This window comes from Paraburkholderia sp. SIMBA_053, from assembly GCF_046534895.1.
GTDB classification, from domain to species: Bacteria; Pseudomonadota; Gammaproteobacteria; order Burkholderiales; family Burkholderiaceae; genus Paraburkholderia; species Paraburkholderia caledonica.
In genome coordinates this window covers 1-15,220 of the sequence record NZ_JAWRXU010000024.1, presented here as the reverse complement: position 1 = coordinate 15,220, position 15,220 = coordinate 1, and the positions used below count along the sequence as shown (strand labels likewise).

The window sequence follows — 15,220 nt, the reverse complement described above, 5'->3', positions numbered from 1 at the left end:
TGCAGGTCCTACCAGGTTTTCGTACAAGAAGAGGAAATAGCCATGTCTGAACAGGTCAATACGCGGCGGCGCCGTCTGCTCGGCACGACGGTCGCAGGCATCAGCCTGATGGAACTCGGTTTGAGCGGACTCGCGCACGCGCAGTCGAGCGGCACGAAATCCGGATCCGGCGCCACGTCGTTCGAGAACTTACGGCAGATCAACGCCGGCACGCTGAACATCGGTTACGCGGAAACAGGTCCGCAAAACGGCCCCGTCGTCATTCTGGTGCACGGTTGGCCGTACGACATCTATAGCTACGTGGAAGTCGCGCCGCTGCTGGCCGCCGCCGGCTACCGCGTGATCGTGCCGTACCTGCGTGGCTACGGCTCGACGCGCATTCTTTCGGCGGATACGCCGCGCAACGGCCAGCAGGCGGTTATCGCGGTCGACATCATCAACCTGATGGACGCGCTGAAGATCGACAAGGCCATTTTCGGCGGCTTCGACTGGGGCGCGCGCACCGTGAACATCATCGCGGCACTGTGGCCGGAGCGCTGCAAGGCGATGGTGTCGGTCAGCGGTTATCTGATTGGCAGCCAGGAAGCCAACAAAGCGCCGTTGCCGCCGAAAGCGGAACTTGCCTGGTGGTATCAGTTCTACTTCGCGACCGAGCGCGGCGTAGCCGGCTACGACGCGAACCGTCACGAGTTCAACAAGCTGATCTGGCATACGGCCTCGCCGAAATGGAATTTCGACGACGCGACGTACGAACGCACGGCGGCATCGTTCGTTAATCCCGATCACGTCGCGATCGTGATTCACAACTACCGTTGGCGTCTCGGCCTCGCGTCCGGCGAGCCGAAATACGACGACCTGGAGAAGCGCCTGGCAATGGGCCCGACCATCTCCGTGCCGACCATCACGATGGAAGGCGACGCCAACGGCGCACCGCATCCGGAGCCGTCGGCCTACGCGAAGAAGTTCACAGGCAAGTACGCGCATCGCAACATCGGCGGCGGCGTGGGGCATAACCTGCCGCAAGAAGCACCGAAAGCTTTCGCCGACGCCGTCATCGACGTCGCCCGTTTCTGAGCGGACGAACGGGAGACACGCAATGCGAAAAATCCGGCTTGCACAGGTTGCGCTGAATGCGGCGCTCCTGCTTGGCACGGTGGGACATCATGCGCTGGCGGAGCCCGCGAAGTCGGCGCCCTCGCCAATCTACGGGGTGACGATTCCGGATGGCTACCGCAAGTGGCAGATGATCGCGCCTGCGGAAGAGGCCGCGCCGCTCGACGAACTGCGCGTGGTGCTGGGCAATCCCGCCGCGATCAAGGCAATCGAGAAGTCGACGTTGCCGTATCCCGACGGCACCATCCTGGTCAAGCTTGCGTACAAGCGCAAGCAGTCGCCCGAGTTCGCGACGGCGACCATCCCCGGAGAGCCCACTACCGTTCAGGTGATGGTCAAGGACTCGCGCCGTTATGCGTCGACGGGAGGCTGGGGTTTCGGGCGTTTCATCAACGGGCAGCCCGTTGACGCCGCGCAGCACGAGACGTGCTTTGCGTGTCACGCGGCGAAGGTGAAGGATCGCGATTATGTGTTCACGCGATTTGCGCCGTAGCCGAGGCGGCGCGCGCACCGGGTACGTGTGAGTGTTTCAGAAGGGCGGGCCGCAGCGATGTGAATATCGCTGCGGCTCGTTCGAACGTTACGGTGTTCTTCGCTCTGCTATGAACGCACGACCAGCCGCTCGACGGCGAATTTCGCAAGGCGTCGCAGCGCAGCCGGCGCCATGCCTGCGCGTGCATTCAACTGAATGCTTTGCATGGTGCTGCCGATGAACAGCGCCACTTCTTCCGCGTTCATTTGCGGATCGATCTCGCCGTCGCGCTGCGCCTGTTCGATGCGAGCCAGCAAGTGCTGCTTCAGGCGCTTTGCGCCTGAAGCGCGGATCGCGACGATATCGGCATCGCTCGCGCCGAACTCGGCGGCGCTGTTCACGCCCATGCAACCGTTTGCGCGCTCGGCGGCGTCCGCCGCAATCGCGCCCAGCAACATCGCCTTGATGCCGGCTAGTGCCGAAGCGCCGCGTGTGAGCCGCTCGACGTGCGCCGCGATGCTGTGCTGCTGATAACGGTCGAGCGCCTCCAGGTAGAGCTTGCGCTTGTCGCCGAATGCGTTGTACAGACTCTGCCGGCCAATTTCCATGGCCGCAAGCAGGTCGTCCGTAGACGTCGCCGAGTAACCCTTGGACCAGAACACGCGCATGGCGCGATCCAGCGCTTCGTCCCGATCGAATTCACGTGGTCTCACCATATCTTCAGCCTGGTAGTTGTGGACTGAACAATCAATAAAAAAGATTCGCCGTATATGCCGCGGCTAGCTGCCGCTTGCGCGGTTGGATGCGCGTTTTTGCGGTTTGTGTCTCTGTGCGTTTCCGCGTGCGAACATCGGCATGCGTTCCTCGATCCATTTCAACAGTTCGAGCGGCCCGGCGGCGAGCGGCCGGTCGGCTTTGACCAGCACTCTCGCCTGTGCGCTTTCAAAGAGCGGATGGGCGACCGGAACGGTGGTGAACTCGTCGCTGGCGAGTTCGCGGTATGCGGCGAATTCTCCAATCAGCGTCATGAAGTTCTCCGCCGTGACGAAGCGCTTGAGGGCGCTCAACGAGTTGGTGGTCAAAGTTGCACGGATCGACACGTTCGCGGCCACCTGTGCCATCGACACGACATGACCGATGCCGAACGTAGACGGCATGAGCGCGAGCGGATAGGCCTGCAGATCCTCGAGACGCGCCGGGCCGCCACGTTTGACCAGAGGATGGTCCTTTCTCAGCAGCAGCACAACCGGCTGCGCGGAACTCGCCCGATACGCGATGCGCGCGTGCGGCGGTGGATTATAGGCGAGACCGATGTGGGCGCGATTCTCCGCGACCTCGTCGAGGATCGCGTCTACCGCTAGCATAGTCATGCTGACTTCCAGACCGGGATAGCACGTGCAGAACGGCGCCAGCACGTCGTCGACGAAGGTATCGACGAAACCTTCGCTGACCGCCAGTTGAATTTGCCCGGTGCGCAGCCCCCTCAGCGCGTGCAGCTGGTCTTCGAGCTTCTCCTGTTGCGAGCGGTAGCCGCGCCAGAACTCGAGCAGATGCATGGCGGCTTCGGTCGGTTTGACGCCGCGCGCCTGGCGCTCGAACAGGACGGCACCCAGTTCGTCTTCGAGCAGTTTGATCTGCCGCGTGATGACCGACGGCGACGTGTTGATGTGTTCGGCCGCGCCGCGAATCGTGCCGTGACTGAGCACCTCGTGGAAATAGCGTAGCCGCTGCTGGTTGATTTCTCGCATTTGATCGCTCCGACCGCCGGACCCCCGCTCACCGCAGGATTGGCGTCTGTTGCCCATAAGACAACGATATGTGAACTTAGTTGCTCTTGCTAGTCCGTTTTTGCGCTGCCACCATCGACTCAACCCCTGCAACGGGCCAGCAAGGCATACGGAGACAACCATGTCAGCAATCCATCCCTCGGCCGCCGGCGATCCCGCCGCCGCGCTCTACAGCAAGCTTAACTGGCGGCTGCTGCCGTTCCTTGTGGCCTGCTACATGTTCGCCTATCTCGACCGCGTCAACGTCGGTTTCGCGAAATTGCAGATGCAGTCCGACCTCGGTTTCTCCGACGCCGCATACGGCGTGGGCGCGGGCATTTTCTTCATCGGCTATGTGTTGTTCGAATTGCCGAGCAATCTGATGCTGCCGAAAGTCGGCGCTCGCAAGACGTTCAGCCGCATTCTGGTGCTATGGGGTATCACGTCGGCGTGCATGCTGTTCGTGCGAAGCGTGCCGGAGTTTTACGCGATGCGCTTTTTGCTGGGCGTCTTCGAAGCGGGCTTTGCGCCGGGCATGATCTATTACCTGTCGTGCTGGTACGGCCCGGCGCGCATGGCGCGCGCCATTGCGCTGGTTTTCGTTGCGGGACCGCTGGGCGGCATTGTCGGCGGACCGGTGTCGGCGTGGCTGATGACGAGCCTCGCCGGCGTCGGCGGCCTCGCCGGCTGGCAATGGATGTTTCTCGTCGAGGGTCTGCCGTGCATCGTGCTGGGCTTGCTGACGCTGCGCGTGATATCCGATCGACCCGCCGACGCGCGCTGGCTCGATGACGGCGAAAAAGCACTGCTCGAAGGCGAAACCGCGCCGACCCAGCATCGCGCGGATTCGTTCAAGGCGGTGCTGAAAAGCCCGCGAGTTTATGTGCTCGCGCTCGCTTACTTCAGCGTCATCTTTCCGATCTACGCGATCAGTTTCTGGCTGCCCACGTTGCTCAAGGAGCAAGGCGTGACCGATACGGTGCGCCTTGGCTGGTACACGGCGATTCCGTACGTGGCGGCTGCCGTCTGCATGTATCTCGCGGGCCGCAGTTCCGACCGTTTCGGCGAGCGCCGCTATCACTGCGCGATTCCCGCTCTGGGCGCGGCAGTCTGTCTGATCGCCACGGTCTTTGCGGACGGCAATCTCCCGCTCACGCTTCTCGCACTGACGTTGGGCACCGCGTGCTTGTGGATGGCCTACACGGTGTTCTGGGCGATCCCGTCGCAACTCGTTGAAGGGACGGCGGCGGCGGGCGGCATCGCGCTCATCAATACCGTTGGTCTGTCCGGCGGATTCTGGGGGCCGGCGGTGGTCGGCTGGACCAAGGCGGGGACCGGCAGCATGCATGCGGGGCTTCTCGTCATGGCTTGCGCCGCCGCGCTGGCCGCCATTCTGATCCTGGAGGGCAAGTTGACGATGAAGCAGCAATAGCCGCTTCACAGCGGGCTTCGCAGATCTGTATCGCGACTTGACAGATAGGTATCCGAATTAATTTGTCACTGCTGCGTCGTGCTTTCGCGCAGCGGTGAAACACATCAAGGTGAACCACATGAAAATCCTGATTGCCGGTTTCCAGCATGAAACCAATACGTTCGCGCCGACCAAGGCGTCTTATGAGAGCTTCGTCCAGGGTGAAGGCTTCCCGCCGATGGTTCGCGGCGCAGACGTGTTCAACCTGCGCGACGTCAACGTGCCGATCGGCGGCTTCATCAAGGTCATGGAAGGGAACGGCCGCGAACTGAAGCCGGTGATCTGGGCTGGCGCGAGCGCGTCGGCACATGTCACCACGGATGCGTTCGAGCGGATCGGCGGCGAGATCATCGCGGCCGTCGAGCAAGGCGGCTTCGACGCGATCTATCTGGATTTGCACGGCGCAATGGTGACCGAGCAGCATGACGACGGCGAGGGCGAGTTGCTCGAACGCGTGCGGCGGATCGTCGGCGATCGCATGCCCGTGGTCGTATCGCTCGATCTGCATGCGAACGTCACGGCCCGCATGTTCGCTCATGCGAGTGCGCTCGTTGCGTACCGCACGTATCCGCACGTCGACATGGCGGAAACCGGCGAGCGCGCCGCGCGTATTCTCGAAGATTTGATGTGGGAGAAACGCCCGTTGCATCGCGCGGTACGCCGGGTTCCTTTCCTGATTCCGGTAAACGGCATGTGCACGTTGGTCGAGCCGGCGAACGACATGTACCGCATGCTCGCCGATCTCGAGAAGCGCCCAGTCGTATCGGTATCGTTCGCGCCCGGCTTCCCTGCGGCAGATTTTCCTGAATGCGGTCCGACAATCTGGGCCTATTCGTTCGACGAAGACGCGGCGACGCAGGCCGCCGACGCGTTGTTTGCCAGGATCGTCGGCGAGGAAGCGCGCTGGGACGTGCCGTTTCTCTCGCCCGACGAAGCCGCGCTCGAAGCGATCCGCGTGAGCGCATCCGCATCGCGCCCGGTCATCATCGCGGACACGCAGGACAACCCGGGCGTGGGCGGCGACTCGAACACCATGGGCATGGTGCGCGCGCTGTTGCGCAACGGCGCGAAGGATGCGGCAGTCGGCGTGATCTGGGACGCACAGGCGGCGGCCGCGGCACATCGCGCGGGCGTCGGGGCGCGCATTGCGCTGCGGCTCGGAGGCGGTGCGGGCGTGGAGGGCGATGCGCCGCTCGAAGCCGAGTTCGAAGTCGAGCACCTGTCGGACGGACGCTTCCGTTTCGACGGGCCGATGCTCAACGGCATGGAAGGGGAGCTAGGTCCGGTCGCATGCCTGCGAATCGAAGGCGTGCGGATCGCGGTGAGCTCCGTGAAAATGCAGGTCTTCGACCGCAATCTGTTCCGCGTGGCGGGCATTGAACCCGAGCGAATGAAGATCCTGGTCAACAAGAGTTCTGTCCATTTTCGCGCAGATTTCGAAGCGATCGCAGAGGCGATTCTCGTCGCCAAAGCGCCGGGCCCCATGGCCGCCGATCCTGCTGATCTGCCGTGGACGCATCTCGATCCGGAAATGCGAGTGCGGCCACTCGGTCCGTCATTCAGTGATTTCAATACGGTAGCGGGCTGATTGGCTTCACTGCGGTTTTGTATCGCAGTGTATCCAGGCCGTGCCTCGATAAACACGCTTGCATTAAACGGGTTCGCGAAAACATTCCAGATACGTCGGCGGGTTCAAATGTCGTCACGCAAGGTTGATTCGCAACACTGCGCCCGATTCGGGTGACACGCTAGCTCGTAGATATGGGCTGCAGAGTGTTTCAGCCGAACTTCTGACCTTTGAATGCCGTCGTTTTCTGGAGAAAGCTCATGAAACTCGTTCAATCCCTTCTCGTTGCCGCACTCGTTGCCGTCCCCGCTGTTTCATTCGCCCAGTCGAGTCACACGGTGACGCGTGCTGAAGTGCGTGCGGAACTCGTTCAGTTGCAGAAGGCCGGCTACAACCCCGCCAGCGACACCACCCAATATCCGAAGAACATCGAAGCCGCTGAAGCGCGCGTTGCCGCGCAGAACGCCTCGGCCGCCGCGGCATATGGCGGCGTCGTGCAAAGCCGTTCAGCAGCAGGCTCGCGTGCACAGACGACCGGCGCATCGGCGCCGCAGCAGGGCGTGGTCGGTCTCGGTCCGATCTACGCGCACTCGTGATACACGCGGCGGCGCGTGTTCGCCGCGCGTCGTCTGCGCAATAGTTCAATCAACGTCAACTCCATTCTGCCGGAAGAAAATCAATGACCAGGCTTCTCAAGAAATTCGTCGGTTCCGCGTTGCTGCTCGGCGGACTGTTCGCGCTGCAAGCATCGCACGCGGCGCCGCCGCAGGACCTGAAGGGCAAGAACATCGTGCTGGTGCACGGCGCATTCGCCGACGGTTCAAGTTGGGAGAAAGTGATTCCGCTGCTCGAAGCGCGCGGGGCACATGTGGTCGCAGTGCAAAATCCATTGAGCTCGCTGGCCGACGACGTTGCCGCGACGAAACGCGTGATCGAGCAGCAAAACGGACCTGTGGTTCTGGTCGGCCATTCGTGGGCAGGCGTGGTGATCAGCGAGGCGGGCAACGAAGACAAGGTGAAAAACCTGGTCTACGTGGCGGCATTCGCGCCGGATAGCGGTCAATCGATCGAAGACATCACGAAGGGCAAGCCGGCGCCCGTGTGGGCGAGTGAATTGCAGAAAGACTCGGCCGGCAATCTGACGCTGTCGACCAAAGCGGTGCTAGAAGATTTCGCGCAAGACGTGCCTTTGCCGCAGCGCCGTGTGATCGCGGCAACGCAAGGTCCGTGGGCTTCGGCATGTATCGGCGAGAAGGTGACGAAAGCAGCGTGGCATGACAAGCCGTCGTACTTCGTGGTGACCGAACGGGACCGCATGATCGATCCTGGTCTGCAACAGACAATGGCGAAGAACATCGGCGCGCACGTGACGTTGGCGAATGCAAGCCACGTCGCGATGGTCAGCCAGCCGAAGCTCGTTGCCGACACGATCATCGCCGCGGCGAAGGCTGCGCAATAAGCTGCAATAGGCGGTAATAAGCGGCAAAACAGCAGCAGCCTCGCTGCGAGCTTCATCGATTATTCGCCCGCACACGCACGTGAGCGGGCGAATGATCCGTTGTTCAAACCGACACGTTAATCTGTTGTCCGGAAGCTTTCTGTTGTTGCATCTCTCGCTGTGCCTCCATCTCTTTCTTCAGCATTTCCCGGACTTTCGCCAAAATCTTCTCGCGCTCTTCCGGCGACATCTTCTTCAGTTCTTCTTCGGTGACTCCCAGCTTCGCGAGAATCATCTTTTCCATGCGCTCGCCCGGCGTGCCTTTCACATAATCGGTGAGTTCAGCCAATAGCGACTGGAACGACGGCTTATTCCTGCTGCTCGCGCCAACCGACGTCGAGCCCGAAGTCGCAGATGTACCGGCGACGCTATTCACTTTCGAAAAATCGATGGTCATTGTTTTCCCCGAAGTTGGCTGCGGCTGATCGGCTGCAGCGGACGATTGTTAATTATGGATCAGTTGGTCCATAATAGGGTGTGCTTTTTCTGAAGGCAAGTCCGCAACGGCCTGTTTCAGGCCGTTATACGTGAACAGTACTGCTTCGGAATCAGGACAGTTCTAATCATCCGAAGGGTACAGTTGTCGTGCTTTGATACGTACGATCGTACAGATTCTGCAATGTCTATTTTGTTTTCACTGCCTGACCCGAAATGAACTGGGAGTGGGTATTATTTTCGGCGCACACCTTACGTCGAGGCCAACGGGCTGCCCGCAGAACTGGGGGTGAAGGAGTGTGCAATCGTCTGCATGGGTGCTGTGCGCACCTTCCCTGAACTGCTCGCGCGCGTCGCTGCGTCCATACCGTCTTCGCATGATCGAACTGTCGAACCGAAGCTTTATCGAACTGGGCAATGGTTCACCGCGTCTGCAACGAGCGGTTGCCGACGGCGCGTCGTCGGTGCTCGTCGCCGGGCGAGGGAGCGGTGCGCCGGCCGTGCTGGCGGCGCTGCAGCGCGAATACGCGTTGCGCGCCGCGCTGCATGAAACGTGGTCGGCGGTTCCGCAGGCGCTCGTGCCGCACGGCGAAGGCGCGCTGCTCCTGCTTGCCGATCCGGGCGGCGAGCCGTTGCGCTGCTGCAGCGGCTCACGCCAGGCCGGCACCGCAGCCTTCCTGAAGATCGCCATCGGCCTTGCGAGGGCCGTCGGCGCCATGCACGCGGCGGGCATCGTGCATCGTGCGCTGTCGCCGGCCCGCTTTCTCGTGAACGACGAGGGCCAGGCGTTTCTCACCGGCTTTGGCTCCGCCACCCGTCCCGGCGACACCACTGCTTCGCCCGACGCCGACCTCGAATGGAACGACGGCAGCTTCATCTACATGGCGCCCGAACTCGGCGCGCGTATGAACGTGCCGGTTGACGAACGCGCCGATCTTTATTCGCTTGGCTGCATCTTCTATCAGTTGCTGACAGGCATGCCGCCCTTCGAGGCCGCCGACACCGCCGCGCGTGTGCATGCGCACGCGACCCACCGGCCGCGTCCGCCATACGAGCTCGCTGCCGACGTGCAGCCGCAAATCTCGCGGATCGTGATGAAGCTGCTCGAGAAAGCGCCCGAGCAACGTTACGCCGACGCCGCGGGGCTGCTTGCGGACCTGCATCGATGTGAGGACCTGCAACGGCGTCACGGCGAGATCGCGCCTTTTACGCTCGACACCCATGCGGCGCTGCAACGCCTGCAGCAGGCCGACCGGGTGCTCGGCCGCGACGACGAAATCGAGGCGCTGCTCGCGCAGTTCCGTGCGGTCGTAGACGGACGGCAAGCGCGTGTCGCGTGGGTGTCGGGCAGTTCCGGGATCGGCAAGTCGACGCTGCTGCAAGAAGCCGTTGCGCGGATGCAGCGTGTGAGCCCGCCGCTTCTCGCCGTCAGCAAGAGCGAGGAAGGTCATCGCGGCAAGCCGTACGCGATTCTCGGCCAGGCGCTCGAGCAGTTGCTGCGCTTCGTGCTCGGCTGCCCCGACGGCGAGTTTGCGATCTGGCGTGAGCGCATCGCCACGGCCACGGCGCCCGTCGGCCGCACGCTGAGCGCATTTCTGCCCGCGCTCGGTGCCGTACTCGGGCCGCAGCCCGAAGCGCTCGACCCGCCGGACGCCGCGCCGGCGCTCGAACGCGAGCGCGTGCTTCAGGGGGTCGCGCGGTTGATCGCGTGCTTTGCGAACGGCGCGCGTCCGCTCGTGCTCGTGCTCGATGACCTCCAGTGGGCGGACACCGGCACCTTGCAGGTGCTGGAGCGGCTGCTGCATCAGCATAGCGATGCGGCGCTGCTGCTGATCGGCGCGTTCCGCGACAATGAAGTGCCCGCGGATCACCCGTTGCGCGCGGGCAAACTGGCCGACGTGGCCGCCGCGCGGCATGTGCAACTCGGGCCGCTGAACGAAGGCGCGCTGCGTGAATTGATTGCGCGTGCGCTACATCAGGACGCGGATTCGCTCGGACCGCTCGTGGAGATGATCGGCCGCAAGACCGGGCGCAATCCGTTTTTCGCGCACCATCTGCTGCGCCTGCTCGCGGACGACGGCCTTCTCGAATACGACGTGGAGTCGTCCGCGTGGCGCTGGAGTCTCGAACAGATGACGGCACAGCGCGGCGTCGAAAACGTCGTCGAACTGCTCGCTCGAAAGCTCGGACAATTGCCCGCCGCCACGCAATTCATGCTGCGGGTGCTGGCCTGCCTCGGGCAGCGCGCGTCCACTTCAACGCTCGCGGTGGCGGCCGGGTTGTCCGAACTCGATGCGACACGGCATCTGCAACCCGCGCTCGAAGCCGGCACGGTATATCGCGAGAACGGCGACTGGGTGTTCTGGCACGACCGGATTCGCGAGGCGGCTTACGCGTCGATGCCGGCAGCCGAGCGCGCCGCGCTGCATTTGCAGATTGCCCGTCGCCAGTTGGCGAACCGGGGCGGCGAGACGGATGTGTTCGCGCTCGCGGCACAAGCCAACCTCGCGCGCCCGGCGCTCGACGATTCCGACGAACGGCGCGTCTTCGCGCGCCTCAATTTGGACGCCGGGCGCGAGGCGAAAGCCGCAACGGCGCACGATTCGTCACTCGGCTTCTTCCGCGCGGCGCTCGACTTGCTGGGCGACCAGGCGGCGAGCGAAGACGGCCTGCTCGCCCGCAAGCTGTGCGGCGAAGCCGAGTTCATGACCGGCGCGCTCGAGGTTGCCGAGGCGCGCCTGTCGGCGCTGGAAGCCGAGGCGGGCGACGGCATCTTCGGCGCCGATCTTGCGCGGCTGCGCGCCGCGCTCTACACGACGCTCGGCCGCTATGATCTCGCGCTCGGCGTGGGTCTCGCGTTTTTGCATCGCGCGGGTATCGAGGTGCCCATGCATCCCGTCGATGCCGACGTGGACCGCGAATACGCGCGTCTGCGCGGCTGGCTGGACCAGCACGGCATTGCCGGGCTGCGCGAGTTGCCCATCATCGCGGACCCGCTTCGCCGCGCTATCACCGACATCATCTCGGACCTCATCCCGCCCGCGCTCTACACCGACCAGAATCTGGTCGACTTCATGCTGCTGCGCTCGGTCAACCTCGCGATCGAGCACGGCCATTCGGACGCGGCCGCGAACGTGTACACGTGCATGAACCAGATCTTCGGCGTGCGTTACGGCGACTACAGCTTTTCGCTTCCGTTCGGCCAGCTCGCACTGCACCTGGTCGACGAACGCGGGCTCGTACGGTATCGGGCGCGCGTCTACATGGTGTTCGGCACCTTCGTCGTACCCTGGACCTTACCGGCACGAAGTGCGCGCGATTATGTGCGCCGCGCCTACAACGTCGCCATAGAAAGCAGCGATCACACCTTTGCGCTGTATTGCGGCCGCAACGAAGCCACCGGCATGCTGTTCGCGGGCGAGTTGCTGGCCGACGTGCGCGAGACGGTGGCGCGCGCACTGGCGAGCGCACGCGACGCCAACTTCCAGCTGGTGATCGACGCGCTGCTGTCGCAATGGGCGCTCCTCACGCACTTGCAGGAAGGCGAGCCCGACGGCCGCGTCGAGATGCCGCCGGTGCCCGTGGACGGCAGGCCGACCACGCTCGTGGACTTCTCTTACTGGGTGTACCGCTTGCAGCGCGCGCTGCTGTTCGGCGACCTCGCGGATGCGCTGGAATCGCGTCAACGTGCCGAAGCCTGCGCGAACGCATCGCGTTCCTTCGCCGAGAGCGGCGAGTTGCCCTTCTACGGGGCGCTCGCGCTGCTCGCATTGCCAGAGCGCGATGCGGCGCAAGAGGCTGCGTTGCAGCGCCACGCCGGGCAACTCGCGATCTGGGCGCGAGCCTGCCCGGAGAATTTCGTCGGACGATGCGAGCTGGTGCATGCTGAGATGGCGCGTGTCGAAGGCCGCGCGCTCGACGCGCTGGAAGCTTATGCGAGGGCTGTCGCGCACGCGCGTCGTCACGGCTTCACGCAGGTCGAAGCGCTTGCGGCCGAGCTTGCGGCGTCGTTCCACGCTGCGCGTGGCGAAGAGGTGAGCGCGCAGGCGTACCTGCGTCACGCGCGCGGGGCGTGGCAACGCTGGGGCGCGATGGCGAAGGCGCGGCAGTTGCAGACCGGCCATCCCGAACTGTTCGACGCCGACATGGATGCACCCGCCGCAAGCCGTCTTCAGGAACTCGACGTGCAAGCGGTGCTGCGCATTTCGAATGCGCTCGCAAGCGACATTGTTCCGGCGCGGCTCGTCGAAACGCTGTTGCGCACGGCGCTCGAAAGCGCCGGCGCCGGGCAGGGCGCACTCGTTTTGCTGCGCCGCGGCGTATGGCAGGTGCCGGCGCGCGCGCAGGTGGTCAACGGCGCGATCGCCGTCACGCAGGAGGCGGTGCCGTTCACGTCCGACGTGCTGCCGGTCTCGCTCGTGCAGGCCGTCGCGCGTACTCAGGAAGGCGTGGTAGCCGACGACCCGCACGACTCGCCGGTCTATGCGCAGGACGTCTACATCCGCCGCAAGCGTCCGCGTTCGGTGTTATGCGTGCCGTTGATGCGTTATTCGACGCTGGTGGGCGTGCTGTATCTCGAGAACGATCTGGCCGCGAAGGTGTTCACGGCGGCCAAGGCGGCGGTGCTCGAAGTGATCGCGTCGCAGGCGGCCTTCGCGCTGGAAAACGCGCGGCTCTACGACGATCTCGTCGAGCAGAACGAGCAGCGCGCGCGGGCTGAGGAACAGCTGCGCGCCGCGCTCACCGACCTCGCGCGCGCAACGCGTCTGAAGGCGATGGGCGAACTGGTCGCTTCGATCGTGCACGAAGTCGGGCAGCCGCTCGCCGCCGTGGATACCTCCGCGAGCGCCGCGTTGCGCTGGTTGAGCCGCAGTCCTCCGGAGATCGGCGAAGCGCAGCAGATGCTCACGCACATCAGCCGCAGCGCGACGCGCGCGAAAAGCATCATCGAGGCGCTCCGCGCAAAGGCCCGCAAGGCCGAGCCGCAGTTCACGACGATCGACCTGTCCGAAGCGCTGCGCGAGGCCGCGGCTCTCGTGGCCGCGCAACTGGACACGCTGAACGTCACGCTGGAATTGCGCGGCCTGAACGAACCCGTCTACGTGCATGGCGACCGCGTTCAGTTGCAGCAGGTGGCGATCAATCTGCTGACGAACGGCGTCGAGTCGATGGCTGCGCTCGACACCGGGCGGCTGCTCGTGCTCGCGTGCACCAAGGGCGCAGACGGCACGGTGCACGTAACGGTGGACGATCTCGGCAGCGGCATCGCGCCCGAAGTCGCGGACCGGCTGCTCGAACCGCTCTTCACCACGAAAGACAACGGCATGGGCATGGGCCTCGCCATTTCGCATTCGATCGTCGATGCCCATGGCGGCACGCTGACTCTCGCGCCGCGCGAAGTGACCGGCACGCGCGCCCGGTTCGTGTTGCCGCGGCTCGACGCGGAAGGAACATAAGCAGCGCGCCGCCGTGCGGTTCGCACGAAGCATGTGTGAACCGGCGCCGGCGCTTCGAATTCGTCTAACCACCGGGCCGCCTCGCGGCCTTTAACGAGAGCTCTGCGAACGCCGCAATGTCCGATTCCCGAACCTTCCGTACAGCCGCTTCATCCACGGGCCGCGAGTCCCGCGTCGTCTACATCGTCGATGACGACGACCTCGTGCGTGGCGCGCTGGTCGGCCTGTTGCGCTCGATCGACCTCGAAGTGCACGCGTTCGCCTCGACCGAGGAATTCCTCGCCGCGCCCAAAAGCGCGAATCCGTCGTGCCTCGTGCTCGACGTGCGGCTGCGCGGGCAGAGCGGTATTGCGTTCCAGAAATCGCTGTCGGAGACCGGCCAGCCGCACATGCCCATCGTCTTCATGACGGGCCACGGCGACATAGCGATGACCGTGAAGGCGATGAAGGCCGGCGCGATGGATTTCCTCTCCAAGCCGTTTTGCGACCAGGACATGATCGATGCGGTAGTCGCCGCGCTCGACAGCGACGCGAAGCGGCTGGAGGCCGACCGCTCGCTGCATGAGGTGCGCGCTTGCTGGGAATCGCTGACGCCGCGCGAACGCGAGGTGCTCGAACACGTGGCCGCGGGGCTGATGAACAAGCAGATCGCGGCCAACATGGGAATCGCGGAGATCACGGCCAAAATTCATCGCGGGCAGGCGATGCGCAAAATGAACACGCGCTCGGTGGCGGAGCTGGTGCGCAAGATGCAAGCGCTCGGTATCGCCAAACTCGGCGGAATAGGTGCCGCGGAGCAGTAAGCGTACGCTTTATACCGTACCGTTCGCGCGCGCGAAGCTGTACCCATCGTGTTCCGGCAAGCGGCGCGGGTGTACCCATACCTACATATGATGGCGGTACCCATGCGTGGCGTTATGCTGGGCTACCGGTGAGCGGTGGGATGGGCCCATCCGTTTGCCTGGCCTCAGGCAGGTATCGCTTTGTCGCTTTCATCCACCGAACTCGTCGTCATTGTCGACGATGACCCCTTCGTGCTCGCCGCCGCCAGCAGCCTCGTGCGTTCGTTCGGCTGGGAGGCGCGCGAGTTCGCGAGCGCGGCAGAGTTTCTTGCGTCGGATGTACTCTCGCAAACCGATTGCCTGATCTGCGATATCCAGATGACCGGCATGGGCGGGATAGAACTCCTCGACAAGCTAGAAGCCGACGGCATGCGCATTCCCACGCTGTTCATCACGGCCCTGGCCTCCGCGCGCACGCGCGCGAGGGTAGGGGCCAGCCCTGCGTTGTGTGTGATCGAGAAGCCCATCGACGCGAGCGAATTGGAGTCCTGGATTCGTCGCGCGCTCGGACACGGCTAGCAAAAGCGACACCAGCGACACCAGCGACACCAGCGACACCAGCGACACCAGCGACACCAGCGACACCAGCGACACCAGCGA

The 15,220-nt window shown here is 63.9% G+C and carries 12 protein-coding genes; 9 read left to right on the top strand and 3 right to left on the bottom strand.

Translation table 11 applies throughout. From position 1 onward, the window contains the following. Positions 1 to 42: 42 nt before the first annotated feature. Positions 43 to 1,074, top strand: a complete 1,032-nt coding sequence (locus SB753_RS33695; protein ID WP_020070045.1) for an alpha/beta fold hydrolase — start codon at positions 43 to 45, stop codon at positions 1,072 to 1,074. Positions 1,075 to 1,096: 22 nt separating this feature from the next. Continuing rightward, positions 1,097 to 1,606, top strand: a complete 510-nt coding sequence (locus tag SB753_RS33690) for a cytochrome P460 family protein (RefSeq protein WP_410804303.1) — start codon at positions 1,097 to 1,099, stop codon at positions 1,604 to 1,606. A gap of 107 nt (positions 1,607 to 1,713) precedes the next feature. Here SB753_RS33690 and SB753_RS33685 read toward each other — a convergent pair whose 3' ends face one another. Further along, a complete protein-coding gene (locus tag SB753_RS33685; RefSeq protein ID WP_410804301.1) occupies positions 1,714 to 2,301 on the bottom strand; it encodes a TetR/AcrR family transcriptional regulator in 588 nt (195 codons plus the stop codon). Positions 2,302 to 2,364: 63 nt separating this feature from the next. Beyond that, positions 2,365 to 3,333, bottom strand: a complete 969-nt coding sequence (locus SB753_RS33680) for a LysR family transcriptional regulator (RefSeq protein WP_088175004.1) — start codon at positions 3,331 to 3,333, stop codon at positions 2,365 to 2,367. Positions 3,334 to 3,493: 160 nt separating this feature from the next. On the opposite strand from SB753_RS33680, the gene SB753_RS33675 reads away from it, so the two are divergent. From SB753_RS33675 to SB753_RS33660, 4 genes are all read left to right on the top strand, one after another. After that, positions 3,494 to 4,783 carry an MFS transporter gene (locus SB753_RS33675; RefSeq protein ID WP_410804299.1) on the top strand — a complete coding sequence of 430 codons (1,290 nt, stop codon included), beginning with the start codon at positions 3,494 to 3,496 and terminating at the stop codon, positions 4,781 to 4,783. A 118-nt stretch (positions 4,784 to 4,901) separates the two neighbouring features. Further along, entirely contained in the window at positions 4,902 to 6,410 is a 1,509-nt protein-coding gene (locus tag SB753_RS33670; protein WP_410804297.1) for a M81 family metallopeptidase, read from the top strand. Between the two features lie 239 nt (positions 6,411 to 6,649). Beyond that, positions 6,650 to 6,985 (top strand): DUF4148 domain-containing protein, encoded by a 336-nt coding sequence (locus tag SB753_RS33665; protein WP_408411349.1) that lies wholly within the window; start codon positions 6,650 to 6,652, stop codon positions 6,983 to 6,985. 83 nt (positions 6,986 to 7,068) lie between these two features. Next, on the top strand, positions 7,069 to 7,848 hold the full coding sequence (locus tag SB753_RS33660; protein ID WP_020070038.1) for an alpha/beta fold hydrolase: 780 nt from the start codon (positions 7,069 to 7,071) through the stop codon (positions 7,846 to 7,848). A gap of 103 nt (positions 7,849 to 7,951) precedes the next feature. On the opposite strand, the gene SB753_RS33655 is transcribed toward SB753_RS33660, so the two are convergent. Continuing rightward, complete coding sequence (locus SB753_RS33655; protein WP_410804294.1) at positions 7,952 to 8,284, bottom strand: hypothetical protein; 333 nt, start codon at positions 8,282 to 8,284, stop codon at positions 7,952 to 7,954. 415 nt (positions 8,285 to 8,699) lie between these two features. On the opposite strand from SB753_RS33655, the gene SB753_RS33650 reads away from it, so the two are divergent. The 3 genes from SB753_RS33650 (at position 8,700) to SB753_RS33640 (ending at position 15,139) form a co-directional block, all read left to right on the top strand. Further along, the gene (locus SB753_RS33650; RefSeq protein WP_410804341.1) at positions 8,700 to 13,778 is read left to right on the top strand and encodes an AAA family ATPase; all 5,079 of its coding nucleotides are present in this window, start codon (positions 8,700 to 8,702) and stop codon (positions 13,776 to 13,778) included. 116 nt (positions 13,779 to 13,894) lie between these two features. Beyond that, complete coding sequence (locus SB753_RS33645) at positions 13,895 to 14,581, top strand: response regulator transcription factor (protein WP_410804292.1); 687 nt, start codon at positions 13,895 to 13,897, stop codon at positions 14,579 to 14,581. 180 nt (positions 14,582 to 14,761) lie between these two features. Beyond that, complete coding sequence (locus tag SB753_RS33640; protein ID WP_410804290.1) at positions 14,762 to 15,139, top strand: response regulator transcription factor; 378 nt, start codon at positions 14,762 to 14,764, stop codon at positions 15,137 to 15,139. Positions 15,140 to 15,220: the final 81 nt, after the last annotated feature.